Annotated in this window: 27 protein-coding genes; 11 read left to right on the top strand and 16 right to left on the bottom strand. The window is 62.5% G+C overall.

From position 1 onward, the window contains the following. Positions 1–18: 18 nt before the first annotated feature. Positions 19–435, bottom strand: coding sequence for a hypothetical protein (locus ACIOMR_RS08155; RefSeq protein WP_003215097.1), 417 nt, complete (start codon positions 433–435; stop codon positions 19–21). A gap of 288 nt (positions 436–723) precedes the next feature. Between ACIOMR_RS08155 and ACIOMR_RS08150 the strand changes: the two genes are divergently transcribed. Beyond that, positions 724–1,089 carry a hypothetical protein gene (locus ACIOMR_RS08150; RefSeq protein ID WP_003215095.1) on the top strand — a complete coding sequence of 122 codons (366 nt, stop codon included), beginning with the start codon at positions 724–726 and terminating at the stop codon, positions 1,087–1,089. 6 nt (positions 1,090–1,095) lie between these two features. Here the strand turns inward: ACIOMR_RS08150 and ACIOMR_RS08145 are convergent, their stop codons facing one another. Next, positions 1,096–1,818 carry a type II CAAX prenyl endopeptidase Rce1 family protein gene (locus ACIOMR_RS08145; protein ID WP_401193346.1) on the bottom strand — a complete coding sequence of 241 codons (723 nt, stop codon included), beginning with the start codon at positions 1,816–1,818 and terminating at the stop codon, positions 1,096–1,098. A gap of 6 nt (positions 1,819–1,824) precedes the next feature. Beyond that, positions 1,825–2,295, bottom strand: a complete 471-nt coding sequence (locus ACIOMR_RS08140; RefSeq protein ID WP_401193343.1) for a RidA family protein — start codon at positions 2,293–2,295, stop codon at positions 1,825–1,827. Positions 2,296–2,549: 254 nt separating this feature from the next. Here ACIOMR_RS08140 and ACIOMR_RS08135 point away from each other — a divergent pair, with 254 nt between their 5' ends. Beyond that, positions 2,550–2,981 carry a nuclear transport factor 2 family protein gene (locus ACIOMR_RS08135; protein WP_008436281.1) on the top strand — a complete coding sequence of 144 codons (432 nt, stop codon included), beginning with the start codon at positions 2,550–2,552 and terminating at the stop codon, positions 2,979–2,981. Positions 2,982–3,119: 138 nt separating this feature from the next. Here the strand turns inward: ACIOMR_RS08135 and ACIOMR_RS08130 are convergent, their stop codons facing one another. After that, the gene (locus ACIOMR_RS08130) at positions 3,120–4,448 is read right to left on the bottom strand and encodes a PLP-dependent aminotransferase family protein (RefSeq protein ID WP_401193340.1); all 1,329 of its coding nucleotides are present in this window, start codon (positions 4,446–4,448) and stop codon (positions 3,120–3,122) included. 91 nt (positions 4,449–4,539) lie between these two features. Here ACIOMR_RS08130 and ACIOMR_RS08125 point away from each other — a divergent pair, with 91 nt between their 5' ends. Further along, positions 4,540–5,430 (top strand): DMT family transporter, encoded by an 891-nt coding sequence (locus tag ACIOMR_RS08125; RefSeq protein WP_401193337.1) that lies wholly within the window; start codon positions 4,540–4,542, stop codon positions 5,428–5,430. A gap of 3 nt (positions 5,431–5,433) precedes the next feature. Here ACIOMR_RS08125 and ACIOMR_RS08120 read toward each other — a convergent pair whose 3' ends face one another. After that, positions 5,434–5,988 (bottom strand): YceI family protein, encoded by a 555-nt coding sequence (locus ACIOMR_RS08120; protein WP_401193334.1) that lies wholly within the window; start codon positions 5,986–5,988, stop codon positions 5,434–5,436. A 118-nt stretch (positions 5,989–6,106) separates the two neighbouring features. Here ACIOMR_RS08120 and ACIOMR_RS08115 point away from each other — a divergent pair, with 118 nt between their 5' ends. Together ACIOMR_RS08115 and yghX are read left to right on the top strand one after the other, a co-directional pair. Next, positions 6,107–6,601: a PaaI family thioesterase gene (locus ACIOMR_RS08115; protein WP_087695007.1), complete on the top strand. Its 495-nt coding sequence runs from the start codon at positions 6,107–6,109 to the stop codon at positions 6,599–6,601. 44 nt (positions 6,602–6,645) lie between these two features. Next, positions 6,646–7,533 carry a YghX family hydrolase gene (gene yghX, locus ACIOMR_RS08110; RefSeq protein WP_003215079.1) on the top strand — a complete coding sequence of 296 codons (888 nt, stop codon included), beginning with the start codon at positions 6,646–6,648 and terminating at the stop codon, positions 7,531–7,533. A gap of 140 nt (positions 7,534–7,673) precedes the next feature. Here the strand turns inward: yghX and ACIOMR_RS08105 are convergent, their stop codons facing one another. Then, positions 7,674–8,858: a DUF2252 family protein gene (locus ACIOMR_RS08105; RefSeq protein ID WP_102604955.1), complete on the bottom strand. Its 1,185-nt coding sequence runs from the start codon at positions 8,856–8,858 to the stop codon at positions 7,674–7,676. 224 nt (positions 8,859–9,082) lie between these two features. On the opposite strand from ACIOMR_RS08105, the gene ACIOMR_RS08100 reads away from it, so the two are divergent. The 3 genes from ACIOMR_RS08100 (at position 9,083) to ACIOMR_RS08090 (ending at position 12,492) form a co-directional block, all read left to right on the top strand. Next, the gene (locus tag ACIOMR_RS08100) at positions 9,083–10,345 is read left to right on the top strand and encodes an aspartate aminotransferase family protein (RefSeq protein ID WP_401193329.1); all 1,263 of its coding nucleotides are present in this window, start codon (positions 9,083–9,085) and stop codon (positions 10,343–10,345) included. Then, a complete protein-coding gene (locus tag ACIOMR_RS08095; RefSeq protein ID WP_401193326.1) occupies positions 10,342–11,844 on the top strand; it encodes an APC family permease in 1,503 nt (500 codons plus the stop codon). The genes ACIOMR_RS08100 and ACIOMR_RS08095 overlap by 4 nt, the downstream gene beginning before the upstream one ends. 72 nt (positions 11,845–11,916) lie before the next feature. Beyond that, complete coding sequence (locus tag ACIOMR_RS08090) at positions 11,917–12,492, top strand: DUF1349 domain-containing protein (protein ID WP_401193324.1); 576 nt, start codon at positions 11,917–11,919, stop codon at positions 12,490–12,492. On the opposite strand, the gene ACIOMR_RS08085 is transcribed toward ACIOMR_RS08090, so the two are convergent. Next, a complete protein-coding gene (locus ACIOMR_RS08085; protein ID WP_087694998.1) occupies positions 12,493–13,386 on the bottom strand; it encodes a LysR family transcriptional regulator in 894 nt (297 codons plus the stop codon). A gap of 191 nt (positions 13,387–13,577) precedes the next feature. Beyond that, a complete protein-coding gene (locus ACIOMR_RS08080) occupies positions 13,578–14,453 on the bottom strand; it encodes a LysR family transcriptional regulator (protein ID WP_003215066.1) in 876 nt (291 codons plus the stop codon). Positions 14,454–14,586: 133 nt separating this feature from the next. On the opposite strand from ACIOMR_RS08080, the gene ampC reads away from it, so the two are divergent. Continuing rightward, positions 14,587–15,741, top strand: a complete 1,155-nt coding sequence (ampC, locus tag ACIOMR_RS08075) for a class C beta-lactamase (protein WP_008436247.1) — start codon at positions 14,587–14,589, stop codon at positions 15,739–15,741. Between the two features lie 74 nt (positions 15,742–15,815). Here the strand turns inward: ampC and dctM are convergent, their stop codons facing one another. The 8 genes from dctM to ACIOMR_RS08035 all read right to left on the bottom strand — a co-directional run bounded on the left by dctM (position 15,816) and on the right by ACIOMR_RS08035 (position 24,519). Further along, positions 15,816–17,096: a C4-dicarboxylate TRAP transporter large permease protein DctM gene (gene dctM / locus ACIOMR_RS08070; protein ID WP_003215062.1), complete on the bottom strand. Its 1,281-nt coding sequence runs from the start codon at positions 17,094–17,096 to the stop codon at positions 15,816–15,818. Further along, positions 17,096–17,728: a TRAP transporter small permease gene (locus tag ACIOMR_RS08065; RefSeq protein WP_003215060.1), complete on the bottom strand. Its 633-nt coding sequence runs from the start codon at positions 17,726–17,728 to the stop codon at positions 17,096–17,098. Before ACIOMR_RS08065 ends, dctM begins: the two co-directional genes overlap by 1 nt. Positions 17,729–17,903: 175 nt before the next feature. After that, positions 17,904–18,887 (bottom strand): C4-dicarboxylate TRAP substrate-binding protein DctP, encoded by a 984-nt coding sequence (gene dctP, locus ACIOMR_RS08060; protein WP_003215057.1) that lies wholly within the window; start codon positions 18,885–18,887, stop codon positions 17,904–17,906. Positions 18,888–19,109: 222 nt separating this feature from the next. Further along, a complete protein-coding gene (locus ACIOMR_RS08055) occupies positions 19,110–19,925 on the bottom strand; it encodes a CoA ester lyase (RefSeq protein WP_003215055.1) in 816 nt (271 codons plus the stop codon). 14 nt (positions 19,926–19,939) lie between these two features. Further along, positions 19,940–21,136: a CaiB/BaiF CoA transferase family protein gene (locus ACIOMR_RS08050; RefSeq protein ID WP_401193317.1), complete on the bottom strand. Its 1,197-nt coding sequence runs from the start codon at positions 21,134–21,136 to the stop codon at positions 19,940–19,942. A 9-nt stretch (positions 21,137–21,145) separates the two neighbouring features. Beyond that, positions 21,146–22,495: an MmgE/PrpD family protein gene (locus ACIOMR_RS08045; protein ID WP_401193314.1), complete on the bottom strand. Its 1,350-nt coding sequence runs from the start codon at positions 22,493–22,495 to the stop codon at positions 21,146–21,148. A 10-nt stretch (positions 22,496–22,505) separates the two neighbouring features. Further along, on the bottom strand, positions 22,506–23,669 hold the full coding sequence (locus tag ACIOMR_RS08040; protein ID WP_177019774.1) for an acyl-CoA dehydrogenase family protein: 1,164 nt from the start codon (positions 23,667–23,669) through the stop codon (positions 22,506–22,508). 31 nt (positions 23,670–23,700) lie between these two features. After that, positions 23,701–24,519 carry a MaoC family dehydratase N-terminal domain-containing protein gene (locus ACIOMR_RS08035; RefSeq protein WP_401193311.1) on the bottom strand — a complete coding sequence of 273 codons (819 nt, stop codon included), beginning with the start codon at positions 24,517–24,519 and terminating at the stop codon, positions 23,701–23,703. Between the two features lie 202 nt (positions 24,520–24,721). Between ACIOMR_RS08035 and ACIOMR_RS08030 the strand changes: the two genes are divergently transcribed. Beyond that, positions 24,722–25,633, top strand: a complete 912-nt coding sequence (locus ACIOMR_RS08030) for a LysR family transcriptional regulator (RefSeq protein WP_003215044.1) — start codon at positions 24,722–24,724, stop codon at positions 25,631–25,633. 34 nt (positions 25,634–25,667) lie between these two features. Beyond that, entirely contained in the window at positions 25,668–26,153 is a 486-nt protein-coding gene (locus ACIOMR_RS08025) for a GFA family protein (protein ID WP_087694984.1), read from the top strand. The last annotated feature ends 328 nt before the right edge of the window (positions 26,154–26,481 follow it).

The raw sequence follows: 26,481 nt of genomic DNA, 5'->3' as shown, positions 1-26,481 counted from the left end.
AAAGCCGCGGCGGGGCCACTAGTTATTTGTCGTATTTTGCCCGCCATAGCTATTGGCGCGGCTCTTGGAGGAGGAGCCGTTGCTGTATTGGGTGTCTTGCCCGCCGTAGCTATTGGAGCGGCTCTTGGCTGAGGTGCCGTCGCTGTATTGAGTGTCTTGCCCACCATAGCTGTTGGAACGGGTCTTGGCCGAGGTGCCGTCGCCGTATTGGATATCCTGCCCGCCATAACTATTGGAGCGGCTCTTGGAGGAAGTACCATCGCTGTATTGGGTGTCTTGCCCACCGTAGCTATTGGCGCGACTCTTGGAAGAGGTGCCATTGTCGTATTCGCAATCGGACCCACCATAACTGTTCGCCCTGCACGTCTCGGCAACCGCTTGGTAAAGCGGCGCAGCCAACAAAACCGTGCCCAGCAAAACGACCTTAAGCTTCATGTTAATTCCTTGTAGAGGTGGCGATACGCTATTACAGACTGGAGATTCTGAACTTAGTTTCCAACGTTCTGAAATGCGCTCGCGCGAGCCGACGTGGCAACCCTTTGCCAGCCCCGGCAACTCCTGGCCTGCGCCCTGCCCCGGCAATACCACCCAGCCCGCGCCGCACAAGGCATGCAGCACATGGCCCGGGTTTTGCTCTGTTGCTGCTACCAATAAGGGAGCGGCACCATGATAGGAAGCACGACAAGTCTGTTAGCGCTGGGACAGAAGACTTTTACACAATCCATGGAAAACGGCACCCTGCGGGCCGGGAGGATTGAAGTCACCAACGCCACGCCCGAGATCAAGACCAAGCTGGAAGCCAGCTATCAGGAGCAAGTGCGCTCGACCGCGCAAACCGTTGCCACCGCCAGGGCCAACCCTTCATGGGCGACCTTCGACGATAAAGGCAACGCCGTCGAACTGCCCGATGTTCAGTCACTCAGCAAAAGCGACGCCACCCATGTGGCCAACGGTCTTCAGTACCTGCTCGATATCGGGCGCCTGGACGGCAAGACTGTCACCGCGAAAAATGGCGACCAGTCGACCGATAACATCGCGGTCTACAAAGACTGGCTCCAGGCCCACATCGGCGTTGATGTACAGGCCTGAGACGGTTCACACCATCGGCACGGCAATCAGCAAGATCGCCGTGCCATGGGTGGCCGTCGCCGCCACCACACCGTAGCGCATCCGCACCAGCCCGCAGGCCACGCCTTCAATCAGGGTAAAGGCCAACACTGGCCAGCCCAGTTGCGTCACGCTCAACGCCAGAAATGAATGGCACGCGGCGAACGCCAACCCGCTGAGCAACGCCGCACGCAGCGGCGTAACGTGCTGTTCGAGATAGCCCTGCAGGAAGCCGCGAAACAGCACCTCTTCCAGCGCATTGGCGCAGTAGGCAAGCACCAGCATGCCCATCAGCCAGGCCCAGTAAACCGGCTCAATGCCTTGATACAGCCGCAATGGCAGGCCGATCAGACACCCGGCCCCGAGTCCCACCGCCAGGCCCGCCCAACGATTGCCCTTGAACAGCACCGTCAGTTGCCACAACTCCGGTGCCAGGCGCGCGAGCAGGGCAATCAGCCCAAGGGATAACCCGCCCAGCGCGGCCAGCACCCACGGGTTGGCCGTGAATTCGATCTGCACCTCGCGGCTCAGCGACCACATGCCCAGTGGCGTCATCGCATCGCGCATCAGCACAAAGGCCAGCAGCAGGATAACGATGCGCAAGCCCGGCAATGTTTTTGGCGTGAGACCGAACCACAGGCCAAACAGGATCAGTCCTGGGAGCAGGTAGATTCCATAGTGGACCAGTACCGCAAACACCTCGGCGATCACCCGGTTTCAGTCCCGTGCCACGGCGATCATGTCGATTTCCACGGCCGCGCCCTTGGGCAATTGCAGCACGCCCACCGAGGTGCGCGTATGGGATCCTGCGGCCCCCAGGACCTCGTTCAACAGGTCCGACGCACCGTTGGCCACTTCGCTTTGCTGGTCGAAGTCATCCGCGCTGCGCACGTACACATTGATCTTGAGGATCGCCTTGACCTGGTCCAGCGAACCCAGTGCCTGCTTGAGCAAGCCCAGGCAACGCAGTGCGCTGACGCCCGCGGCAATCTGTGCGTCGGCCAGGCTGAGGCTTTCGCCGACCTTGCCGGGCAACACGATGGCGTCACCCACCCGCGGAATCTGGCCACTGATGTAGACGTGATTGCCGTCCCTCAGCAGCGGCGTGTAGTTGCCGCCGATCTTGAACTCGTTGAGTTGATAACCCAGGCGCACCATGGCCGCCGCGTACTTTTGATCCGGTGTCATTTTTTGTTTTCCTCAGTCGTTGCGAATCCACGCCATGAAGTCGCCGGCCACAGCATAGCCATGTGCCATTTCCACGGGAAGTGCCGACCGCTATTTCGCAAGTGATACGACAACCAATACTGGCAAACAGCGCTTATCTTCTAGCCAAGAACAAATTTCACTTTCCTTGATCCCGGTAAATACGGCATGGTTGTACGACGACTTAAAAACACAGTCCGAGTCGTCCCGGTACCCACAACAACAAGGAAACACCCATGCAAAACGTCAAGGTTCTGATTGGTTTTCTGTGCCTGTTCAGCGGCTACGCGGCCGCCGCGCCTGCCGCAAGTGACAAGGATGTAGCCACTGCGGTCGATCATCTGACCCAGGCCATGTTGCACAAGGACATCCCGCAACTGCAGGCCCTCACCGCGAACAACCTCACCTACGGCCATTCCAGCGGCAAGGTCCAGAACAAGCAGGAATTTATCGCCGACATTGAAACCGGCAGAAGTGGTTTCAAGACCCTGGAAATGCAGAAACAGACCATCACCCTCAATGGCGACACCGCCCTGGTGCGCAACCACTTTTCCGCGCAGGCGGTGAACAGTGGCGTCGAGGTGCCCACCGAAATTGAAAACTTCCAGGTCTGGCAGAAGCAGAAAGGCAAATGGCTGCTGATCGGGCGCCAGGCCTACAAGTTCTGAGTCCCGCCTGGATCGTTCCCACGCTCTGCGTGGGAATGCATCCGGTGACGCTCTGCGTCACTATCGCGCAAATCTACAGCGGGACGCGGAGCGTCCAAGGCGGCGTTCCCACGCAGAGCGTGGGAACGATCCGGCCCCCTAGCACGCCTCCACCGCCCAGCGCACTTTCACCAACGCCTCGCGCAGCACCTCCCGGTCCACCGACCCCAGCGCCACACGCAAGGCATGGGGCACGTGGGCCGAAACGGCAAACGGCTCGGCGGTGGACACCGAGATATTCTCCCGGGCCAGCGCCATGGTGATCTGGTCGGCGCGGGCATCCTCCGGCAACGGCAACCACAAGAAATACGAAGACGGATGGCGGATCACAGTGAGCCCCGCCAACACCTCATCGGCCACCGCCTGGCGCGCCTGGGCGTCTTCACGCTTTTGCGCTTCCAGTTGCAGCACCGTGCCGTCATCGATCCACGCGACGGCGACGGCGGTCATCACCCCTGGGGTGTTCCAGGTGGTGGCCATGACCGTACGTTCCAGCGCCGCCATCCACGGCAACGGCGCAGCCACGTAACCCACCCGCAGGCCGGTGGCGACGCTCTTGGACAGCCCCGACACGTAAACCGTGCGTTCCGGCGCCAGTTCGGCCACGGGCGGTGGCGCGTCCTCGGCTAAAAACGCGTAGGCAGCATCCTCGATCAGGATCAGGTCATGCCGACGGGCAATCGCCACCAAGTGCTCGCGCTGCGCCATGCTCATCACCCAGCCCAACGGGTTATGTAGGGTCGGCATGCTGTACACGGCGCGTACCGGGCGCCGGGCGCAGAGTTGTTCAAGAAAGGCCAAGTCGGGGCCCGTCGCGGTCACCGGGATCGCGACGATTTCCAGGTGCAGCGTCTCGGCCAACACCTTGAACCCGGAATAGGTCAGCGCATCCACCGCCACCACATCGCCGGGCTTGAGCAGCGACATCATGGTCACCGCCAGGCCATGCTGGGCACCGCTGACGATCAGCACCTGCTCGGCCTGCACCGTCAACCCACGACTCAGCAGATGACGCGCCACCGCTGCCCGCTCATGCAGCCGACCGGCGTGAGGCTGATAGCGCAGCAGCGCCGCCAGGTCGCCGGACAACGCCAACTGGCGCAATGCGGTGCGCAGCAGGTCGGTCTGGCCCGGCAGCGACGGGTAGTTGAAGTTGAGATCGATCATGCCCGCCGCCACCGCGATCTGGCCGACGCCCTGCCCCGGCGACAACGCGATTTCCCGCACAAAGGTTCCGCGCCCGGTTTCACCACTGACCAGGCCCATGGCCTCCAGCTCGGTGTACACCCGGCTGGCCGTGACCAGCGCCAGGCCATGGCTGGCGGCCAACTGGCGGTGCGTCGGCAACCGGGTGCCCGCCGCCAGCGCGCCCGAACGGATATCCCGGGCGAAGGTGTCCACCAATGTCTTGTAGCGGGCGCGGGGCATAGGCGATGTATCCATGACAATTTTTTGATTGTCTTGATAGTGAATCATAGGATGCGCAAGACGCAACTTATCCCTACCGAGCCCTACACCCATGGAACGAACCACCCACCTCAACACCCGGGAAAACAACGCCAGCGGCTGGATCAACGGTTTGATCGGCGTGGTGATCTTCAGCGGCTCGCTGCCGGCCACGCGCCTGGCGGTGCTGGAGTTCGATCCGCTATTCCTGACCGTCGCCCGCGCCACCATCGCCGCCCTGCTCGGCCTGTGCCTGCTGTGGCTGTTCAAGGAAAAAACCCCGGCCCGCAGTCAGTTGCTGCCCCTGGCAATCGTCGCGCTGGGCGTGGTGATCGGCTTTCCTTTGCTCACCGCACTGGCCTTGCAGTACGTCACCAGTGCCCATTCCATCGTATTTGTCGGCCTGCTGCCGTTAGCCACTGCGGTCTTCGGCGTATGGCGCGGCGGCGAGCGGCCCAAGTTGGTGTTCTGGCTGTTTTCGATCCTGGGCAGCCTGCTGGTGGTGGGCTACGCGGTTGCCCAAGGCCTGAGCGCTGCGCCCGCCGGGGATTTGCTGATGCTGTTGGCAATCCTGGTGTGCGGCCTCGGTTATGCCGAAGGGGCCAGGCTCTCACGCACCCTGGGTGGCTGGCAGGTGATCTGCTGGGCGCTGGTGATCGCGCTGCCGATTGTGGCCCCGCTGACGGCGATCCTCGCCCCGGGCACTTTCGTGAGCATCAGCCTGCCGGCCTGGCTGAGCCTGGCCTATGTGTCGCTGTTCAGCATGCTGATCGGGTTTGTGTTCTGGTACCGCGGGCTGGCCCAGGGCGGCATTGCCGCCGTCGGGCAATTGCAGTTGCTGCAACCGTTTTTCGGCCTGGCACTGGCGGCCACGCTGCTGCATGAGCAGGTGAGCCTGGGCATGCTGGGGGTGACCGTCGCGGTGATTGCGTGCGTGGCGGGGGCCAAGAAGTTCGCCCGCTGACCATCAGCGTTCAGGCGCAGCCATCTTGAACTTGATGACAATCGCATTGGACACCACGCTGTCCGCCCACTCCCCCGCGCCGATCCTGAAGTCATCGCGCTTGAGCACGAATTCGCCGTCGAATATGCCAATGCCGCTCTGCTCCTTGAGGGCCACCTTGACCTCCACCGGCCGGGTCTGGCCCTTGAGGGTCAGGTTGCCGCTGAACAGGTAACGGTTGTCGCCCAGGTCAGTGATGTGGGTCGAGGTGAAGGTGCCCACCGGGTAAGTCGTCATGTCGAACCAACCGGGCTTGGGCAGTTCGGTGTTGGCGTCGTCGCTGCCGGCATTGATGCTCGGCAACTGGATGGTCAGTACGGTGCTCGCGGCGGCCGGGTTTTGCGTGTCGAAATTCAGGGTCGCCGAATAGGTGCCAAACGTGCCGTACACCTCTTGGCCCATCTGGTCATAGGTGAAGCTGATGGTGCTGGCCGTCGGATTCACGTCGGTGTATTCCACGGCGTACGCGTTGGACAAGGTGGCGAAGGCAAGGAAGACCGCTGGCAATCGAGATTTCATGGGATTCTCAACCGGGAATGAACACGCTGTGCACTGCTAACAGCGTAGGCGCTGGATTTATTCACGCGCCTGGCATTAGGCTCGTGCCTCGACGGAACTCAAACAACAAGGAGCCACGATGCCCGCGCTTTCCCTGCAAGACACCACCGCCCCCGAAGGCGTCTGTTATGGCTGCGGCAGCAGCAACCCCCACGGGCTGCACATCAAGAGCCGCTGGGACGCCGACGGCATCCACGTGATCGCCGAGCACCAGCCCGACGCCCGATACAGCGGCTGGCCAGACCTGGTCTATGGCGGTCTGATCGCGATGCTGGTGGACTGCCACTCGAACTGGACCGCCATGGCCTACCACTACCGGGCCGAGCAACGCGAACCCGGCAGCCTGCCGCGTATCGACTGCGTCACCGGCAACCTGGGAATCAAATTCATCAAGCCGACACCGATGGGCGTGCCGCTGACCTTGCGCGCGAAAGTCGAAGGTGACGTGGGGCGCAAAAGCCGCGTGGTGTGCGAGGTGTACGCCGATGGCGTGCTGACGGCGATTGGCGATTCGGTCTTCGTGCGGGTCGACACCGGGCAACTGGCCGCCGCGGCCCATGGCCGGGAAGCCTGATACTGGTCTACATTCAGTCCCACCGCTAATCGAGGACGCTACCGATGACTCGTCTGACCGCCAAAGACTTCGCCCCTGAACTGCTGGAGCTTTACGACGGCTACGCCCACGGCAAGATCAACCGCCGGGAATTTCTCGACCGCGCGGCGCTGTTCACCTTCGGCGGGCTGACGGCCTCCGCCCTGCTCGCCGCCCTGAGCCCCAACTACGCCCTGGCCGAGCAGGTGAAATTCACCGACCCGGAGATCGTCGCCGACTACATCACCTACCCGTCACCCAAGGGCAACGGCACGGTGCGCGGCTACCTGGTGCGCCCGGCCAAGGCCAGCGGCAAGGTACCGGCGGTGGTGGTGGTGCATGAGAACCGGGGGTTGAACCCGTATATCGAAGACGTCGCCCGTCGGTTGGCCAAGGCCGGATTCATTGCCCTGGCGCCGGATGGCCTGACCTCGGTGGGCGGCTATCCCGGCAACGATGAGAAAGGTGTGGAGTTGCAACAGAAAGTCGATCCCGAGAAGCTGATGAACGACTTTTTCGCGGCCATCGAATGGTTGATGCACCACGATGCAAGCACCGGCAAGGTGGGCATTACCGGGTTCTGTTATGGCGGCGGCGTGACGAATGCGGCGGCCGTGGCTTATCCGGAGCTGGGTGCGGCGGTGTCGTTTTATGGGCGCCAGCCGGAAGCCAAGGATGTGCCACGGATCAAGGCACCGATCATGTTGCATTACGGTGAACTGGATACGCGGATCAATGAGGGCTGGCCGGCGTATGAGAAAGCGTTGAAGGCGGCCGGCACGACCTATGAGGCGTTTATCTACAAGGGCGCCAATCACGGCTTCCACAACGATTCGACGCCAAGGTATGACGAGGCGGCGGCGAATCTAGCGTGGGAGCGGACGTTGGGCTGGTTCAAGAAATACCTGGTGTAACCCGCCCTCCAAAACACCACCCAACTCATGTGGGAGCGGGCTTGCTCGCGAACGCGGTGTGTCAGTCAGCTGATGTTTGACTGATCCACCGCTTTCGCGAGCAAGCCCGCTCCCACAGGGGACTTTCAGCGTTCTTGAGCTCAGTGCTCCAGCGCATACCGCCGGCAATGATTCAAATACCCTTCCTCATGGCTCCCCACCAACTGCACCACACTGGTCCACAGCCACGAAGGCGCATCCAGTTGCCTGGAGCGATTCTCTTGCAACAGCGCCATCCAGTCCTTGCGCGTATCCCGGTCCATCTGCCGCGCATGAGCCACGCCGACCACCCGCGCCAGGTACCCGGCCGCGTGCATCGCATCAATCTCGCTCAGCTCATCCAGCTCCAGCTTCATGTCCTGGGGCAGCAGTTCGCGGATGAAAAACCCGTGATCCAGAAACCGCGTGGCCAACATCCGCTCCCCCAACGCCGGTGACAGGTGCCGCGCGCCCTCCACCACCCGCCGGCCGTTATCCCGAGGCATTTTTGCCCGAGCCGCACGCGGCGCCGCAGCGCCTACCGCTTCCTTGATGTCGAGCAGGCAGTATTCCTGATCAGACTTGTCCCCTACTCCCAGCAACACCGCATAACGCAGCAACCCAAGGGAGCTGCAACCCTTGACCCAATAGGCCGAGTCCAGCAGCTCAACCTCGGCGTCGTTGGAGCGGCCTTTGAGCGAAGTCACCAGCCGGTGGATTTCATCCGACGCGCACAACGTTTCAAGGGCTGATTTTTCCGCCCGCGACAACGACCAGAAATGCTTGCCCAATGGAATTGTCGGCCGGGTGTTTTCAATACGTTCGCGAGCCAGATTCTTCCAGGTGCGCTCCACCGCACTGCGCATCCCGGCCTTGACCTGGGACGGGCGCGGCGGTGCCTCGTCGGGCTTGTCTTTAAACGCCTGCGCGTAGCCCACCATCATCTCTTCAAGCATGCGCGCGGTGGTCACCCCCGGCAGGTCCGACCCCCGCGCAGCGGTGGCCAGGGACAAGGCCAGGCGCACCAGGTCATGGGCCGGATTGCCGATCACCGCCTGGTCAAGGTCACGGATATGCATGTCGATCCGGCCCTTGGTATCGCCCGTGGGCCCAAGGTTACCGGCGTGGCAGTCGCCGCAGATCCAGATCGCCGGCCCGTGGGGCAAGCGCCGGCCGCGCTGGCTGTGCAGCCACTCGTAAAACTGAACCGTACTGCCCCGCACATAGGCGTGGGCGGAGCGCGCCATCTTCAGGTTGCGCAGTTGCGTGAGGTGGGGCATTCGCGAAGAGGGACGCGGAATTTTCATAGAAGTACTCGTCGTGGAGATACGGTAGAGGCTGGCCCGCGACAAATGTTTCATTTTGTTTCAGAGGATTCTATTAATAAGCCACGCCAATCAATCCCACTGCAATCGGTCTTTCTATTCCTCCCGTCCCCGGGACTAGCATCGGGTCAACTCGATGCAGCGAGTCACAACCCTAACTGCACACATCCCCAAACACTGCCGCCCTAACAAAAGAGATAACGCAGATGAATGAAGTGATGAACACCGCACCCGCCAAGATCAACCTGGTCAAGGCCCGAGGCTCGCTGGTATGGGACGATCAGGGCAAGGAATACATCGACTGTACCGCCCAGGCCTGGTCGAACAATTTGGGGGCCAATGACCCCCGGGTGGTGGAAGCCACCGTCGCGCAATTGCGCGAAATGACTCACATCCGCCCCAACTTTGGCTCACCGGCCCACACCCGGCTGGTGAAGAAGCTGCGGGAAGTCTCCCCGGGCGCCCTCAACCAGATGGGCTTTGCCCTGCATGGCAGCCTCGCCGGTGAAATGGCGATGAAACTGGCTTTCAAGAACCGCCCCGGCGCACAGAACCTGCTGGTGCTGCAGGACGGCTACCACGGCCGCTCCCTGGCCACCCTCGGCGCCAGTTGGCCGCACCCGAACAATCCGTTCCTGGCGATCCAGCCACGTTTCACCCGCGTCCCCCACCCCAACCCGTACCGCACGCGCCTGGGCATGGACCCGGAAACCGAGTCGCAGCTGTGCCTTGGCCTGCTGGAAGAAACCATCCTCAAGGGCGTCGACGGTGGCGTGGCAGCAGTGATGATGGAACCGATCCAGGGCAATGGCGGGCATATCGAGTTCCCCCGCTCCTACTACAAAGGCGTGCGCGAGATCTGCGACCGCTTAGGCGTGCTGCTGATTTTTGATGAAGTGCAGACCGGTTTCGGGCGCATGGGCACGATGTTCGCTGCGGACTATTACGACGTGCTGCCCGACATCATCGTGTTCGGCAAAGGCGTCGGCGGCGGCTTCCCGCTGGCCGGGATCCTCGCCGATGACAAGCTCAAGTGGTTCGACGAAGGTGAAGAAGCCCTGACCTTCGGCCAATTCCCGGTCTCGCTGGCCGCCGGCTACGCCACGGTGGAAGCGATCGTCGCCGACAACCTCTGCGAAAAGGCCCGCGACTCCGGCGACTACATCACCGCCCGCCTCAAAGACATGCAAACCCGCCACCCGCTGATCGGCGACGTGCGCTGCCCCGGGCTGATGGCGTCCATCGAGCTGGTCAAGGACCGCACCACCAAGGAACCGGCCTGCCGGGAATCCCAGGAGGTGTATCGCCTTGGGGTGGAGCGCGGCGTATTGTTTGGCGAAAGCCGCTACGCCGGGCTGGGTAACCTGATCAAGGTCAAGCCTCCTCTGGATATCGAACGCCCGTTGCTGGCCAAGGCCCTCGATGTGCTGGACGAGGTGATCGGCATCATCGAGGAGCAACGGCCATGAGCACATTCGTTGAAAACACCGTGACCGCCCCGCCGAATGCCCAGGCCCCGCTGTCCAGCGACGACGCCGACCTGGCCAACCTCGGCTACGAGCAAAAGATGCACCGCACCATGAGTTCGTTCACCTCGTTTGCCCTGGCCTTTTCCATGGTCTCGATCAACACCGGGGTGGTCACGCTGTTCGCCGACCCGTTCAACCGCGTCGGCGGTATCGGCATCCTTTTGTGGCTGCTGGTGATCCCGCTGGTGTGCTGCATCGTCATGGTCTACTGCCACCTGGCCGGGCGCATTCCGCTTACCGGCTACGCCTACCAATGGTCCAGCCGGTTGGCGGGCAATCACTTCGGCTGGTTTACCGGCTGGGTCGCGTTCACCTCGTTTGTCGCCGGTACAGCCGCCACCTCGGCGGCCATCGGCACGGTGTTCGCGCCGGAGATCTGGGCCAACCCGACACAGGGCCAGATCCAGGGCCTGAGCATCGGTGCCACGCTGGTGGTAGGCCTGCTGAACATCTGCGGGATTCGCCTGGCCACGCGGATCAACGACATCGGCGCGATCATCGAAATCATCGGCACGGTGCTGCTGGCGATTGCGTTGTTCTTCGGGGTGTTTTTCTTCTTCGAGCACACCCAGGGCGTGGCGATCCTGACCTCCGCACAACCGGTCAGCGGCGGCACCCTCAGCTTCACCACCCTCGCCCTCGCCACCTTGCTGCCGGTCTCGGTGCTGCTGGGCTGGGAGGGCGCCGCCGACCTGTCCGAAGAAACCAAGGACCCACGCCGCGCCGCGCCCCGGGCGATGATTCGTGCGGTGCTGGTGTCCAGTGTATTGGGCTTCGTGGTGTTCGCCTTGCTGAGCATTGCGATCCCGGGGTCGGTCAGCGAGCTGCTCAGCCACAGCGAAAACCCGGTGATCAATATCGTGCGCCTGCAACTGGGCAACGCCGCCGGCGTGGGCATGATCGTGATCGCCTTCGCCTCGATCCTCGCCTGCCTCATCGCCAACATGGCGGTGGCCACGCGCATGACCTTCGCCCTGTCCCGGGACAACATGCTGCCGGGCTCCAAGGTGCTGGCGAAGATCAACCCGCACTTCGGTACGCCGGTCGCCGCCATCGTGCTGATCACCGCCATTGCCGTGCTGCTGAACCTGGCGAGCGGCGGGTTTGTCACGGCGATCTACTCGATGGTCGGCCTGACCTACTACTGCACCTACCTGCTGACGCTGATTGCCGCGTACCTGGCCTATAAAAATGGCCGGATGCCGGGGGCGCCTGCGGGGGTGTTCAGCCTGGGCAAGTGGTTGTTGCCGATGATCGTCCTCGGTGGCCTGTGGGCCATCGCGGTGATCCTGACCCTGAGCGTGCCCGAAGAAAGCCACACCGGCGCCATCACCACCGGGGTTACACTCGGGGTCGGCGTGCTGTGGTGGTTGTTTTCGCTGCGCACGCGCCTTAACAATGGCACCGCCGGGCCGAGCGGCAAATTGCTCGACCACTAGCCGCTGATTGCAGCCAAACAACAAAACCCCGGACGCCGGGGTTTTGTCTTGTCACCTTCAAGGAGCTTCCCGATGTTTGAACAGGCCAGCTGGCTCAATCAACCCCAGCAATGGAGCCGAGAAGGCCAGCGCCTCAAGGTGCGCACCGATGCCAGCACCGATTTCTGGCGCGAAACCCACTATGGTTTTGTGCGCGACAACGGGCATTTCCTGTTTGTTGAAACCGACGGCGACTTTACCGCCCAAGTCAAAATCCACAGCGCGTTTACCCACCTGTATGACCAGGCCGGGTTGATGGTGCGGGTGGATGAAGCGCATTGGGTGAAGATCGGTGCAGAGCTGTCCGACGGTGTGACGCTGTTGAGCAGCGTATTGACCGATGGCGTGTCGGACTGGGCCACCGGTGCGTTCCCGGGTGATCCCGAGGCGTTCTGGATTCGCGCCACCGTGGCCAAGGGCGTGCTGCGCGTGCAGGTGTCGGTGGATGGTGTGAGCTGGCCATTGGTGCGCCTGGCGCCGTTCCCCGTGGCTGCGTCGTATCAGGTGGGGCCTTATTGCTGCACGCCGGAACGTGGCGGGCTGGAGGTGGAGTTTTCCGAGCTTCAGGTAAGTGCGCCCAACGGCAAATCCCTGCACGACCTGTCCTGACTAACCCCGGCTGCTCGCCACTTCCATCGCCAACTCGGCAAAGTTGCGCGCCGCCACACTCGGTTGTGGCGGCAAGGCGACCGCCACTTCACACATCGGCATATCGCTGATCACCGGGAAGGCCAGGCCGGGCCGTGCATAAAAACGTGCGGTGGACAGCGCGGTGATACTGATCCCGCGCTCCGACGCCACCGCCTGCAACTCGGTCTCCACCGTCGAAGCTTCATGGACGATCCGCGCCGGCTGGCCATCGCGGTACGCGTCGGCGGTCCAGAAACTGCGCCACACGCCCACTCCCGGTGCAGCAATGATCGGCTCATCCAGCACATCGTAGATGCTCACGCTGCTCTCCCCGGCCAACCGGTGGCTGGACGCCAGGCACGCCACGCAGGGTTCGGTCACCAGGGTGTGCAACTCGATGTCCGGCAGGCCCAGTGGCGGGCGCAGCACCGATACGTCCATGCCCTCGTCGATCCCGGCATGGGGCGAGCCGAAGTCATACTCGCGCACCACCAGTTCGATCTCCGGGTAGCGCCTGGCGAACACGCTGAGGATTTGCGGCATCAAGTCCACACCCGCGCCGATCAGGAAGCCGATATTCAATGAGCCGCGTACGCCGCGTGCATGTTCGTGGGCGGTGCGTACCAGGCGGCTTACGCCATTGACGATTTCCCGCGCCTCTACCAGCAAGGCCAGGCCGGCTTCGGTCAGTGCTACGTTGCGGGTGTTGCGTTGGAACAGTTGTACGTCCAGCAGCGCCTCAAACTGGCGGATGGTCTGGGACAGCGCCGGTTGCGAGACATGCAGGCGGGTCGCGGCGCGCACGAAGCTGAGCTCCTCGGCCACCACCACGAAGGCCTTGAGTTGACGGATGTCTACGCCGGAAGTTTGCATTGCAGCCTCTTATGATCAATGGGCAGACCGAGTGGGAGAATAACCTGTGGCGAGGGAGCTTGCTCCCGCTGGGTTGCACAGCGACCCTGAAACCATCCGCCGCGTTCTTGCTGAACTAACACCGCCGCTTCTTTGGGGCCGCTTCGCGGCCCAGCGGGAGCAAGCTCCCTCGCCACAGCGTCGACCCAACCTCAATGCATGGCCACTTCACGCAACCACGTCTTGAACGCCAGCATCGCCGGCGTCTCGGCCCGTGACTGCAAGCGCGTCAGCCAATAACTGCCGGTGGTGATGCCGATCTCGAACGGCTGGCGAATCACGTCCGTCGCCAACTGCCGGCTGAACATCATCGCCGGCGCGAGGGCCACCCCCGCCCCTTGCAGCGCCGCCTCCATCATCGCCAGGGACGAGTCGAAAACGATACTGCGCGGCACCAGCGTATCGGCAGGCAAGCCCGCGGCCTGGAACCATTGCGTCCACTCATCCGCACGATATGAGCGCAGCAGCGTGTGCTTCAACAGGTCCGCCGGAGTCTGCAATTGCCGAGCAAGTTGCGGCACGCACAGCACCGTCAGCGGCGCCTCCAGCAATTGGCACGCCTCGGTGCCGTGCCACGCGCCGGAACCAAACCGGATTGCGTAATCCAGGCCTTCGGCCGCCACATCGACGCGGTTGTTGTTGGTGGACAGGCGCAAGTCGATAAACGGGTAGCGCGCCTGGAAATCCGCAAGCCGCGGCAACAGCCAGCCCACCGCAAAGGTGCCCACCGCGCCTACCGTCAATACTTCGCGGTAATGCCCACCTTCAAACTGGCCTAAGGTTTGAGCTATCCGGTCGAAGGATTCGCGCAACACCGGCAGCAGGGTCTCGCCCTCGCTGGTGAGCATCAGGCCCCGGGGCAGGCGTTTGAACAGCGTGACATTGAGCTGCGCCTCCAGGCTTTTCACCTGGTGACTGACCGCCGCCTGGGTGACGCACAGTTCAATCGCCGCCCGGGTAAAACTCAAATGCCGCGCAGACGCCTCGAAGGCTCGCAGCGCGTTGAGTGGCAAATGGGAACGGAGCATGGCTTGACCCTAATTTTTCTAATGGCTGTTGCGAGATATCATCGTTTGCCGCGGGATCACAAACTGCCTAGATTTGCGGCGCCTGCGCAGGCAACGGTATTCACCCGATCACCTTCATGGAAGTCACGTCATCATGTACACATCCCTTTTTCCAACCGTGCGCAACACCGCGATATTCGCCTTATTGCTCGGCGCAGGCAACTGCATGGCGGCTACCGACATGCGCCAGGTCGTGGACAGTACTGTCCAGCCCCTGATGCAGCAACAGGACATCGCCGGCCTGTCGGTGGCAATCGTACAGAACGGCAAGGCGCAATACTTTAACTACGGCGTTGCCAGCAAGGAGAGCAAGCAGCCCGTCACCGAAAACACCCTGTTTGAAATCGGCTCGGTGAGCAAGACCTTCACCGCCACCCTCGCCGGCTATGCCCTGGCCAACGGCAAGCTGAAGCTGTCGGACCCGGCCAGCCAATACCTGCCGGCATTGCGCGGCGACACGTTTGACCACATCAGCCTGCTCAACCTCGGCACCTACACCGCAGGTGGCTTGCCCCTGCAATTCCCCGATGAGTCCGATAACGCCGGCAAGATGATCAGCTACTACCAGCACTGGAAACCGGACTTCGCTCCCGGCACCCAACGCCTGTATTCCAACCCGAGCATCGGCCTGTTCGGCCACCTGGCAGCGCAAAGCCTGGGCCAGCCGTTTGACCGGTTGATGGCGCAGACCCTGCTGCCGAAACTCGGCCTCAAGCACACCTTTATCAGCGTACCCAAGTCACAAATGAACCTTTACGCCCAGGGTTACGACAAGGCCGGCAAACCGGTGCGTGTAGGGCCTGGCGCCCTGGACGCCGAGGCCTACGGCATCAAGACCAGCACCTCGGACCTGATTCAGTACGTTGAAGTGAACATGCACCCGGCGAAGCTGGAGAAGCCGCTGCAACAGGCGATTGCCGCAACTCACACCGGCTACTACACGGTGGATGGCATGACCCAGGGCCTCGGCTGGGAGATGTACCCCTACCCAATCACGCTGGATGCATTGACGGAAGGCAACTCGGCACAAATGGCCTTTCAGCCCCACAAGGTCAACTGGCTGACACCACCGCAAGCGCCCCATGCCGACACGCTGGTGAACAAGACTGGCGCCACCGGTGGTTTTGGCGCCTACGTGGCGTACGTGCCGAGCAAAGGCCTGGGGGTGGTGATCCTGGCGAACAAGAACTACCCGAATGCCGAACGGGTAAAAGTGGCCCATGCGATCTTGAGTGCGATGGATAAATAAATCCCTGCACACCTCAAATGTGGGAGCGGGCAAGCCCGCTCCCACATTGTTTTGTGGCGTGATTCAAGTTGGGTTTACATCCCCAGCCAATGCGGCAAGGCCAGCGATATGAACGGCAGGTAAGTCACCATGATCAGGAACACCAGCAGGATCATCAGCCACGGCAACGCCGCGCGGATGGTCTGCCCCAGCGTCAGCCCGGTCACTGCCGAGGTCACAAACAGGTTCAACCCCACCGGCGGATGCACCAGGCCAATCTCCATGTTGACCACCATCACAATTCCCAGGTGAATCGGGTCGATCCCCAGCTTCATCGCAATCGGGAAAAAGATCGGCGCCAGGATCAGCACGATCGCCGACGGCTCCATAAAGCTGCCCGCCACCAGCAACACCACGTTGACCATGATCAGGAAACCAATCGGCGTCAGGCCCTCGGAGATCACCCACGCGGTGATTTCCTGGGGAATCTGCTCCGTGGTCAGCACGTGGGCGAAGAGCATGGCGTTGGCGATGATAAACATCAGCATGATCGCCAGGCGCCCGGACTCCAGCAGCACCTTGGGGCAATCCCTGATCTTCATGTCCTTGTAGATGAACAGCGCGACAAACGCCGAGTACACCGCCGCCACCGCCGCCGCTTCGGTCGGGGTGAACATGCCGCTGTAGATCCCGCCCAGGATGATCACCAGCAGCAACAGGCCCCAGAATGCCCGGCGGGCGCAGGTCAGCCACTCGCGAAAGGTCGCCCGTGGCTGGGCCGGCAGTTTCTTGATGCGCGCGACGATGTAGATCGCGACCATCAACATCAAGCCCAGCAGCAGGCCCGGAATCACCCCGGCCATGAACAGCTTGCCCACCGAGGTTTCCGTGGCGGCCGAGTACACCACCATCACGATCGACGGCGGAATCAGGATGCCCAGGGTACCGGCGTTGCAGATGATCCCGGCGCCGAATTCCTTCGGGTAGCCCGAGCGCACCATGCCCGCCACGGCAATCGAACCCACCGCCGCCACTGTCGCGGGCGAGGAGCCCGACAGTGCGGCAAACAGCATGCATGCCAGCACCGCCGCAATCGCCAGCCCGCCGCGGATATGCCCGACGCAGGCGTTGGCAAAGTCGATCAGCCGCTGCGCCACGCCACCGGTGGTCATGAACGCACCCGACAACAGGAAGAACGGAATCGCCAGGAAGGTATAGGCGTCCGAGGTTTCAAACAGCTTGATTGCCAGGGAACTCACCGAGTCCGGGCTGAACATCAGGATCGACACCGCGCCCGACAACCCCAGGGAAATCGCGATGGGCACACCGAGGAACATGAACACGAACAGCAGCAAAAACAGACACAGAACGGCCATCAGTGACGCTCCTCATGGCTGCCGGCCAACTTGCTGGCTTCACCGGCTTCGTCGGCCAGGCCCAGCCCGGTTTGGCGGTGGGTGAAGATGCGGTAGAAAATTTCCAGGTAGCGGATGAACACCAGGGCAAAGCCGATGGGCACGATCACCACGATGTCGTCGACGTCGATGCCGAACTTGTCGAGGTCTTCGGCGCCGATGTGCGCGGTGGTGACCGCACTCAGCCATTTGTAGCTGGCAACCATGAACAACCCGGCGTAGGCCAGGCAGCACAGGCAAGCCAGCATGCCCAGCAGGCGCTGCACCCGGCGCGGCGTCAGCTTGACCAGCGCGTCTACGCCCAAGTGGCCGGCGGTGCGCACGCCGTAGGAGATGCCAAAGAAAATCAGCCAGCCGAACATGGCCTTGGTCAGCGCCACGCTCCAGGTCATGTCCTGGGCCCAGCCCATGGTGTGGTCACCCAGGGCGTTGAAGAAACCGCTGCTCCACGCCCACTTGTCGGCAAGGGCAAAGAACAGGGTGTAGATGTTGTTGAGCATGACGTAGACAAAAGTCACCAGGGTCATGGCGGCCAGCAGGATGGCGATAAAGCCTTCCTCCAGGTGCTCCCAGACGCGCCTTAGCGTTTGCATGGCAAAACCTCGCGAAGCGGAGATAGGTGTGTGCAAGGCTTGGAGGCGGGAACCGGATCAACATGTGGGAGCGGGCTTGCTCGCGAATGCAGTCTTTCAGTTGATGCATTCGATGACTGATACACCGCATTCGCGAGCAAGCCCGCTCCCACATTTGATCTCGGTGCTCTCCAAATTACTGGTTCGACGCGTCGGCCGCCTTGATCAGGTCAGCGCCGATTTCACCTTCGAACTTCTGCCACACCGGGCGCATGGCTTCGCGCCAGAGCTGGCGTTGCTCCGGCGTCAGTTCGATGATTTCGCTGGTCTTGGCGTCGATGATCTTCTGCTTGGCCGACTGGTTCAGCGCCTCGGCCTGCTTGTTCACCTCGACGGTGACTTCAACCATGACCTGGTCCAGAGTGGTGCGTACATCCGGCGGCAGGCCGTTCCAGAACTTGGCGTTGGTGATCACCATGTAGTCGATCAGGCCATGGTTGGATTCGGTGAAGTACTTCTGCACTTCGTTGACCTTCTGGCTTTCATAGTTCGACCAGGTGTTCTCGGTGCCGTTGACGGTGCCGGTCTGCAAGCCCTGGTACACCTCGGCAAAACTCATCTTGCGCGGGTTGGCGCGGATCGCCTTGAACTGCTCCTCCAGGACGCTGGAGGCCTGCACGCGGAACTTCAGGCCACGGGCATCCTTGGGCTCACGCAATGCCTTGTTCGCCGACAGTTGCTTGAGGCCGTTGTGCCAATAGGCCAGGCCTAGGATGTTCTTGTCTTGCATCGAGGTCAGCAGCGCCTTGCCCTGGGCCGCCTGGAAACGGTCGACCGCCGCCAGGTCGTTGAACAGGAACGGCAGGTCGTAGATCTGTACTTGCTTGGTGTACTGCTCAAACTTGGCCAGGGACGGCGCCAGCATCTGCACGTCGCCCAGCAGCAGCGCTTCCATTTCCTTGCCGTCGCCGAACAGCGAGGAGTTGGGGTACACCTCGACTTTCACCCGGCCGGGCAGGCGTTCTTCAGCGAGCTTCTTGAACAGCAGGGCGCCCTGGCCTTTGGGGGTGTTTTCCGCGACGACGTGGGCGAACTTGATCACGATGGGGTCGGCCGCCTGGGCCAGGCCCGCGGCAAACAAGGTGGCGGCGCAGAACAGCGCCCGAGAAAGCTTGAGCATGGAAAATCACCTTCTTATTGTTGTGTTATAGGGCAAGGTGCCTGATGTCACGCGTATAGAGAATTTCGAATTTTAGATACCTGCGTTCGGCGTGGACGAACGCCGATTTTGCAAACGACAGAGATCCAATGTGGGAGCGGGCTTGCTCGCGAAAGCGGTGTGCCAGTCACCGGATGCACTGGCTGACCCACCGCTTTCGCGAGCAAGCCCGCTCCCACATTTCTACGGTTGCGCGGCTAATAATCGTTGGGCCCGCAGCAGCACCGGTGCATCCACCATCTGCCCGTCCAACTGATACGCCCCGGCCCCATGGGCACCGGCATCCACCACCCGTTTGGCCCAGGCCAGATCCTCGGCACTGGGGGCCAACGCCTGGTGAATCACCGCCACCTGCTTGGGATGGATACACAGCGCGCCGGCAAAGCCCATTTCATAGGCATGCCGAATCGAACGGCGCAGGCCTTCGGGGTCGTCGATGGCCGGGTGCACGCCGTCCAGCGGCGCCACCAGCCCGGCGGCGCGGGAATGCACGATCAAGGCAAGGCGGGCCTGGTCGAGGGCAAATTGCGCGGCCGGGGAGCCGCTGCTCAGGTTCAAGTCCAGCGCCAGGTCCAGGCCACCAAACGACAGGCGCTCCACCAGCGGCGCATGGGCGATTTCCGCCACTGCCAGCAAACCCCGCGCACTCTCGATAATCGGCCAGATAGCCTTGCCCGTTGCAGCCACCACGGCCACCTGGGCCGCACTTTCAACCTTGGGCAGCAACACCCCCGCGACCCCGGCGTGGGCCTGACAGAACGCCACATCGGCAAAATGCTCGGGATGCTCCGGCGCGTTGATCCGCACCCACACCCGCGCCGCTGGCGTCGCCTGCAAAAACACCCCGAGGTTGTCCCGGGCCTGACGCTTGAGCGGCTCTTCCACCGCGTCTTCAAAATCCACAATCACCGCATCGGCGCCACTGGCCAGGGCCTTGGCAAAACGTTCCGGTCGGCTGCCCGGTACAAACAGCGCAGAGCGCACAAGAGAGGTTGGCATCGTTCGATTCCTTGTCAGATAACGCCGCGGATACGCAGGCCGTCGATGGCTTCAGCGGAGTAACCCAGCTGGTCGAGAATCCCCTGGCTGTGCTGCCCCAGTCCCGGCACCGCATCCATCCGCGGGGTGAACGCGGCGTTGCGTGCCGGTGGCAGCAACGACGGCAACTTGCCCGCCGGGCTGTCGACTTCACGCCAACTGTCCCGGGACTTGAGCTGCGGGTGGTCCCACACGCCTTGCATGTCGTTGACTCGTGCACTGGCGATTTGCGCGTCTTCCAGGCGCTGGATCACGCCCTCGGCGCTCATCTGCGCAAAACTGTCGACGATGATCTGGCGCAGCACGTCGCGGTTTTCCGAACGCTTGAAGTTGGCCGAGAAACGCTCGTCGGTGGCCAATTCCGGGGTAAGCAGCACCTTGTCGCAGAACGCCGCCCATTCCCGCTCATTCTGCAACCCGAGCATCACCGTGCCGCCGTCGCCGGTGGGAAACGGCCCGTAGGGGTAGATCGTCGAATGCGCCGCACCCGCGCGCGGTGGCTGGGGCGCGCCGTCGAACGCGTAATACATCGGGTAGCCCATCCACTCCACCAGGCTTTCCAGCATGCTGACGTCGATGCGACTGCCCTGCCCGGTCTTGCCCCGCAGCAGCAGCGCCGAGAGGATGCCGCTGTAGGCGTACATCCCGGCGGAGATATCGGCGATGGAGCAGCCAGCCTTGGCCATCTGGTCTTCACCCGGACCACCGGTGACCGAGAGAAAGCCGCCTTCGCTCTGGATCAGCAGGTCGTAGGCCTTTTTCTTTTCATACGGGCCACCCTCGCCATAGCCGGAGATGTCGCAGACGATCAGCCGCGGGAAGCGCTCATGCAGCGCCTCGAATGACAAACCCATGCGCGCGGCCGCGCCCGGTGCGAGGTTCTGCACCAGCACATCGGCATCGGCCAGCAGGGTTTCCAGGATGTCCCCGGCATCGTCGTGCTTGAGGTCCAGGGTCAGGCTTTCCTTGGAACGGTTGGTCCACACGAAATGCGAGGCCAGGCCGCGCACGCGCTCGTCATAGCCCCGGGCAAAGTCGCCCGCCCCGGGACGTTCGATCTTGATCACCCGCGCGCCCAGGTCGGCCAACTGGCGGGTGCAGAACGGTGCGGCAATCGCGTGTTCCAGGCTGACAACGGTGATGCCGTCCAGCGGTCGTTGATTAGCGGTCATGACAGTTCCTTAAAGCCAGTGAGCCAGGGACGTGGCGTTGCGCAGGTCCCAGACTTTTTCGATCAGCCCGGTGGTTTGCGCGGGTGTGCGGGCACCGCTGAATTGAGTCAGGCGCTGGAACTTGTCGGCCAGCTCCGAGCGGTTCAGGGTGTTGCCCGGGTCGCCCTTGGGTTCGTCGATGGCGCCGTGCAGGGTGCGGCCATCGGCGGTGGTCACGATCACCCGGCCCAGCCAGCGCTGCGGATAGGCACCGTCGACTTCGGCGTCGAGGGTCATGGAGACCTTGTCGCGAAACGCCGCCACGTCCCCGTCGCTCAGCGCCAGCTCGTGAAACTCGGTCAGCCCGGCCTTGCCATGCACGGCAATCAACCCCAGCACGGTGCCCATGGAGAACTTGGCCTGGTGCACGGTCTGCGGCAGCGTCACCCGGCCCAAAACGTCGATGGCGCCCTGGTGAACGCGGGTTTCCACATGAGTAATCTGCTCATGGCCGAGCCCCTCGCGCTGCATCAGATCCAGCAGCGCATCCGCGGCCGGATGGGTATGCCGGCACGAGGCATGGAACTTGAACGACGTTTCCAGCAGCGCCCAGCGGCTGCCGAGGCGATCCGACAATTTGCCTGGGTCGGCGTCGGTGGACATGCCCGCCGCCATACCTTGATCACCTTCCAGAATATTGCGCGCACCGGTCAGCCCGTCCGCTGTCAGATACGCCGCCAGCAAACCATCGGCAGCGGCCTTGGCAGTGTGCAGTTGCTTGGAGTCGGCGGCATCCCGCAGGAACTCCCACAGCCCGGCCGCCTGAGTGCCGGCACTGCCCAGCAGGTTGATGAATTGCTCTTGGTTGAAGTCGAGCAATTTGCCCACGGCCACCGCCGCCGCGAGGGTGCCGACGGTGGCCGTGGTGTGGAAGATCCGGTAGTGGGAACGGCCCATGAATTCACCGATGCGAATCCCGGCTTCGTAGCCGGCCACCGAGGCCAGCAGCAGCTCGCGACCGGACTTGCCGAGGTCTTGCGCCGCCGCCAATGCCGCCGGAAACACCACGGTCGCCGGGTGCAATACCGAGCTGTTGTGCAGGTCATCCTGCTCCACCAGGTGCGACGACGCGCCATTCACCAGCGCGGCGAAATAGGCACTGCTGCTGCCGCCGTTGACGATGATCTGCGCCGGGCCATCAGCCGGGCCCATCCTGCGGGCATAGCGTTCGAACAGCGGGATCGGATGCGCGCCCTTGCTGGCCAGCGCCGAGGCGAGCCAGTCGAGGAACAGGTCTTCGGTGCGGGCGAGTACGGCGTCCGGCAATTGTGCGTAATTCAACTCGGCGAGGAACCGACACAGCGCTTGGGTATGGCTCATGGTCGGGCCCTCAGAAGCTGCGTGGCAGTTCGAGCAGATGCTCGGCCACGTAGGACAGGATCAGGTTGGTGGAGATCGGCGCAACCTGGTACAGGCGGGTTTCGCGGAACTTGCGCTCCACGTCGTATTCGCAGGCAAACCCGAAGCCGCCGTGGGTTTGCAGGCAGGCGTTAGCCGCCTCCCAGGAAGCCTTGGCCGCGAGGTACTTGGCCATGTTCGCGCTGGCCCCGGCATTGGCGCCGCTGTCGTATTCCTCACAGGCACGCCAGCGCATCAAGTCGGCCGCTTCGATCTCGATATGGGCTTCGGCAATCGGGAACTGCACGCCCTGGTTCTGTCCGATGGGCCGACCAAATACCACGCGGTCGCGGGCATAGGCGCTGGCTTTCTCGATAAACCAGCGGCCATCGCCGATGCACTCGGCGGCAATCAGGGTGCGTTCGGCGTTGAGGCCGTCGAGGATGTAGCGAAAGCCCTTGCCCTCCTCGCCAATCAGGCTGTCCAGCGGCAACTCCAGGTTGTCGAAGAACAGTTCGTTGGTCTCGTGGTTGACCATGTTGGCGATGGGCTGCACGGTCAGGCCATTGCCGATGGCTTCCCGCAAGTCCACCAGGAAGATCGACATGCCTTCGGATTTTTTCTTCACCTCGGCCAACGGCGTGGTGCGGGCCAGCAGGATCATCAGGTCGGAATGCTGCACCCGCGAGATCCAGACTTTCTGGCCGTTGATCACGTACTTGTCGCCGCGCTTGACTGCGGTGGTCTTGATTTTGGTGGTGTCAGTGCCGGTGGTGGGCTCGGTCACGGCCATCGACTGCAGGCGCAATTCGCCGCTGGCGAGCTTGGGCAGGTAGAAGCGTTTCTGTGCTTCGCTGCCGTGACGCAGCAAGGTGAACATGTTGTACATCTGGCCGTGGACGGTGCCGGAGTTGCCGCCGCAGCGGTTCACTTCTTCCAGAATCACCGAGGCTTCCGCCAGCCCCAGGCCGGAGCCACCGTATTCTTCGGGGATCATTGCCGACAGCCAGCCGGCGTCGGTCAGGGCTTTGACGAAGGCTTCCGGGAAGCCCTTTTCTTCATCGACCTTGCGCCAGTAGGCGGCGTCGAATTCGGCGCAGAGTGCGCGCACGCCTTCGCGGATGGCATTCAGTTCTTCGTTGTCATTCGGGTTCATTAACGGCTCTCCGCCTGTTGTTCTTGGAGGTTTATTCGAAATGCAGTTCGGCGCGCTGGGCCAGGCCGTCGGCGTTGCCCGCCCACAGTTCCGCGACGCCCGGCGCGGTGATGTGCCCGCCCACTTCAAAGGCTTGCGGGGCAATCAACGGACGCACGCCGCGATACGAGAAACGGCGCAACGTGGCCGCGGGGTTGGCGCGGCAAAATGCGCGCAGGCTCAAGGTGGCGATCAGCGGACCGTGCACCACCAGCCCCGAATAACCTTCGGTGCCGGTGACATAGGGGTAGTCGTAGTGAATGCGGTGGCCGTTGAAGGTCACGGCGCTGTAGCGGAACAACAGGGTTGGCGTCGGGTCGACCGCTTCACGCCAGGCGCCTTCGGGGAGCGCGTCACCACTGCCCTGCTTGGGCGGCGTGGGTTCGCGGTAGACGATGTCCTGTTCTTCGCGCAGGGCCAGGCGGCCGTCCTGGGAATAGTCGTGGCGCACGGTGACGAACAACAACGAGCCGGTGCGACCGGTTTTTTCTTCCACCCGGGTGATGGTCGAAACGCGGGTGGCGGCCTCACCGGCACGCAATGCATGGAAGAACTCGATACGCCCGCCGGCCCACATGCGGTTGCGATTATCGGCCGGCGGCAGGAAGCCGCCACGGGCCGGATGACCGTCACCGCCCAGGGCGGACTCGGGCAGCGGGTCCTGGAAGAAGCACCATTGCCACAAGGGCAGGACCGGCTCGCCATCTGCCGGTGCCGCTTCGCCAAAGGTGGCGGCGATGCGTTTGAGCAGGTTGTGGCTCAAGTGGTCGTGGGCTGTTTCGCTACGGCCGATCCAGTCTGTGGCGCTCATCAGGTGCATGTCCTCGGGCAGGGAATCTGAACCGGATCATGCTGGGCCCTGGCCGTTCTGAGAATTTGCATTTCAATAAAGCAGCGTTCGGCTATGCTGAACGCCATCGCCCATAAAAAGATCTCAAGAACCCGGATGATCAATGTGGGAGCTGGCTTGCCGGCTCCCACATGGGTTCTTCGTCGCTGCCCCGGAGCCTTGCATGCACTTTGATCTGGCTGACTTACGCCTGTTTATCCATATCGCCGAATCCCCCAGCCTGACCCAGGGCGCCAAGCGCGCGTTCCTTTCGCCGGCCGCCGCCAGTGCGCGGATCAAGGCCCTGGAGGGCCAGCTCGACACCCGCCTGTTGTACCGCGACAGCCGTGGCGTGGAGATCACCCCGGCGGGCGAACGGCTGCTGCACCATGCGCGGCTGATCATGCGCCAGGTGGATTACCTGAAAAGCGAGTTCACCCAATACGGCATCGACTCGGCCGGGCATATCCGCATTTTTGCCAACACCACCGCCGTGACCGAGTTTCTCCCGGAGGTGCTGGCCGGCTTCCTGTCCCAGCGCCCCGGCGTGACGGTGGACCTGCAGGAGCGGCTGTCGCGGGATATCGTGCGGGGCGTGCTGGATGGCACCAGCGACATGGGCATCATCGCCGGGCCTGTGGAAGCGTCGGGTTTGCAGGTGCTGCACTTCAGCACCGACCACCTGGTGCTGACGGTACCGGAGGGGCATCCACTGGCGGGCCTGCCTTCGGTGACGCTGGAGCAAACCCTGGCTTATCAACATATCGGCTTGCATGACGGCAGCACGTTGCTGAGTTTCCTGCGTGAGCATGTGGAGCGGCTGGGCAAGCACTTGTCGTTGCGCATTCAAATGTCGAGCTTCGAGGCGATCTGCAGGATGGTTGAGGCGGGCGTGGGGATCGGCATCATTCCCGAGTCGGCGGCGGTGCGGCACAGCCGGACCATGCAACTGGTGACGGTGAAGCTGGATGAGGTTTGGGCGGTGCGTGAGCGCAGTATTCTGGTGCGGGAACTGGAGGCGTTGCCGGGGACGATTCGGGCGTTGATCGCGACCTTGATGCCCGAGATGGAACCGCCCCGGCTGCCGGGCGCCTAAGCTAACGTTGCCCTTTTGCGAAGGAGATCTGGTCATGCAGCTTGAAGGTTCCTGCCATTGCGGCGCGGTTTCGTTCAGTCTTGAGAGTGCGCATCCCTACCCTTATCAGCGGTGTTATTGCTCGATTTGTCGCAAGACCCAGGGGGGTGGCGGGTATGCGATCAACCTTGGGGGGGATGCCAGGAGCCTCAAGGTGCGGGGGCGCAAGTTGATTTCGATTTATCACGCGCGGATGAAAGAGCCGGGGGATAGCCGGGCGCATGCGAGTACGGCTGAGCGGCATTTTTGTTCGCAGTGTGGGTCGGGGTTGTGGTTGTTCAGTCCGCAGTGGCCGGAGTTGATTCATCCGTTTGCTTCGGCGATTGACACGCCGTTGCCGGTGCCGCCGGAGCATACGCATTTGATGCTGGGGTCGAAGGCGCCGTGGGTTGAGGTGAGTGTTCGCGCGGGGGACCTGGAGTTTGAGGAGTATCCAGAGGAGTCGATTGCCGAGTGGCATGAGCGGTTGGGGCTCGGCTGATGGGTGTATATCCGTTATTTAGGTAAAGGCCGCCTATGGTTCCGCTCTTACAGCGGCTCACTTTTGAACAGCGCAAAAGTAAGCAAAACGCTCTTGCCCCACCACTCGGCTCCTCGCTTAGGCTCGGAGTGCCCTCACTCCGGCCAGCGTGGTTTAACGGGGCGCCTAAGATCAAGATCAAAAGCAGATCAACAGCACAGCGGCCTCCCGGCCGGCTTGAGTGTTTAGAAGCCAAATCAAAAGCTAAAGCGGGCACGGTCCAAATGTGGGAGCGGGCTTGCTCGCGAAGGTCGTTAACGATGACGCGGGCATTCTGGATGAACGCGGC

The organism is Pseudomonas sp. NPDC087814, from assembly GCF_044742865.1.
Taxonomy (GTDB): Bacteria; Pseudomonadota; Gammaproteobacteria; order Pseudomonadales; family Pseudomonadaceae; genus Aquipseudomonas.
The sequence above is the reverse complement of the archived record's forward strand: the minus strand, read 5'-3'. Positions and strand labels throughout refer to the sequence as shown.

Coding starts and splice junctions, on each gene's coding strand:
- dctP (WP_003215057.1), bottom strand. CDS start 18,887: ATGCTCAAGCTTTCTCGGGCGCTGTTCTGCGCCGCCACCTTGTTTGCC.
- ACIOMR_RS08055 (WP_003215055.1), bottom strand. CDS start 19,925: ATGCCAACCTCTCTTGTGCGCTCTGCGCTGTTTGTACCGGGCAGCCGA.
- ACIOMR_RS08150 (WP_003215095.1), top strand. CDS start 724: ATGGAAAACGGCACCCTGCGGGCCGGGAGGATTGAAGTCACCAACGCC.
- ACIOMR_RS08030 (WP_003215044.1), top strand. CDS start 24,722: ATGCACTTTGATCTGGCTGACTTACGCCTGTTTATCCATATCGCCGAA.
- ACIOMR_RS08080 (WP_003215066.1), bottom strand. CDS start 14,453: ATGCTCCGTTCCCATTTGCCACTCAACGCGCTGCGAGCCTTCGAGGCG.
- ACIOMR_RS08095 (WP_401193326.1), top strand. CDS start 10,342: ATGAGCACATTCGTTGAAAACACCGTGACCGCCCCGCCGAATGCCCAG.
- ACIOMR_RS08035 (WP_401193311.1), bottom strand. CDS start 24,519: ATGAGCGCCACAGACTGGATCGGCCGTAGCGAAACAGCCCACGACCAC.
- ACIOMR_RS08045 (WP_401193314.1), bottom strand. CDS start 22,495: ATGAGCCATACCCAAGCGCTGTGTCGGTTCCTCGCCGAGTTGAATTAC.
- ACIOMR_RS08065 (WP_003215060.1), bottom strand. CDS start 17,728: ATGCAAACGCTAAGGCGCGTCTGGGAGCACCTGGAGGAAGGCTTTATC.
- ACIOMR_RS08090 (WP_401193324.1), top strand. CDS start 11,917: ATGTTTGAACAGGCCAGCTGGCTCAATCAACCCCAGCAATGGAGCCGA.
- ACIOMR_RS08140 (WP_401193343.1), bottom strand. CDS start 2,295: ATGACACCGGATCAAAAGTACGCGGCGGCCATGGTGCGCCTGGGTTAT.
- ampC (WP_008436247.1), top strand. CDS start 14,587: ATGTACACATCCCTTTTTCCAACCGTGCGCAACACCGCGATATTCGCC.
- ACIOMR_RS08120 (WP_401193334.1), bottom strand. CDS start 5,988: ATGAAATCTCGATTGCCAGCGGTCTTCCTTGCCTTCGCCACCTTGTCC.
- yghX (WP_003215079.1), top strand. CDS start 6,646: ATGACTCGTCTGACCGCCAAAGACTTCGCCCCTGAACTGCTGGAGCTT.
- ACIOMR_RS08105 (WP_102604955.1), bottom strand. CDS start 8,858: ATGAAAATTCCGCGTCCCTCTTCGCGAATGCCCCACCTCACGCAACTG.
- dctM (WP_003215062.1), bottom strand. CDS start 17,096: ATGGCCGTTCTGTGTCTGTTTTTGCTGCTGTTCGTGTTCATGTTCCTC.
- ACIOMR_RS08115 (WP_087695007.1), top strand. CDS start 6,107: ATGCCCGCGCTTTCCCTGCAAGACACCACCGCCCCCGAAGGCGTCTGT.
- ACIOMR_RS08155 (WP_003215097.1), bottom strand. CDS start 435: ATGAAGCTTAAGGTCGTTTTGCTGGGCACGGTTTTGTTGGCTGCGCCG.
- ACIOMR_RS08040 (WP_177019774.1), bottom strand. CDS start 23,669: ATGAACCCGAATGACAACGAAGAACTGAATGCCATCCGCGAAGGCGTG.
- ACIOMR_RS08085 (WP_087694998.1), bottom strand. CDS start 13,386: ATGCAAACTTCCGGCGTAGACATCCGTCAACTCAAGGCCTTCGTGGTG.
- ACIOMR_RS08100 (WP_401193329.1), top strand. CDS start 9,083: ATGAATGAAGTGATGAACACCGCACCCGCCAAGATCAACCTGGTCAAG.
- ACIOMR_RS08025 (WP_087694984.1), top strand. CDS start 25,668: ATGCAGCTTGAAGGTTCCTGCCATTGCGGCGCGGTTTCGTTCAGTCTT.
- ACIOMR_RS08125 (WP_401193337.1), top strand. CDS start 4,540: ATGGAACGAACCACCCACCTCAACACCCGGGAAAACAACGCCAGCGGC.
- ACIOMR_RS08135 (WP_008436281.1), top strand. CDS start 2,550: ATGCAAAACGTCAAGGTTCTGATTGGTTTTCTGTGCCTGTTCAGCGGC.
- ACIOMR_RS08130 (WP_401193340.1), bottom strand. CDS start 4,448: ATGCCCCGCGCCCGCTACAAGACATTGGTGGACACCTTCGCCCGGGAT.
- ACIOMR_RS08050 (WP_401193317.1), bottom strand. CDS start 21,136: ATGACCGCTAATCAACGACCGCTGGACGGCATCACCGTTGTCAGCCTG.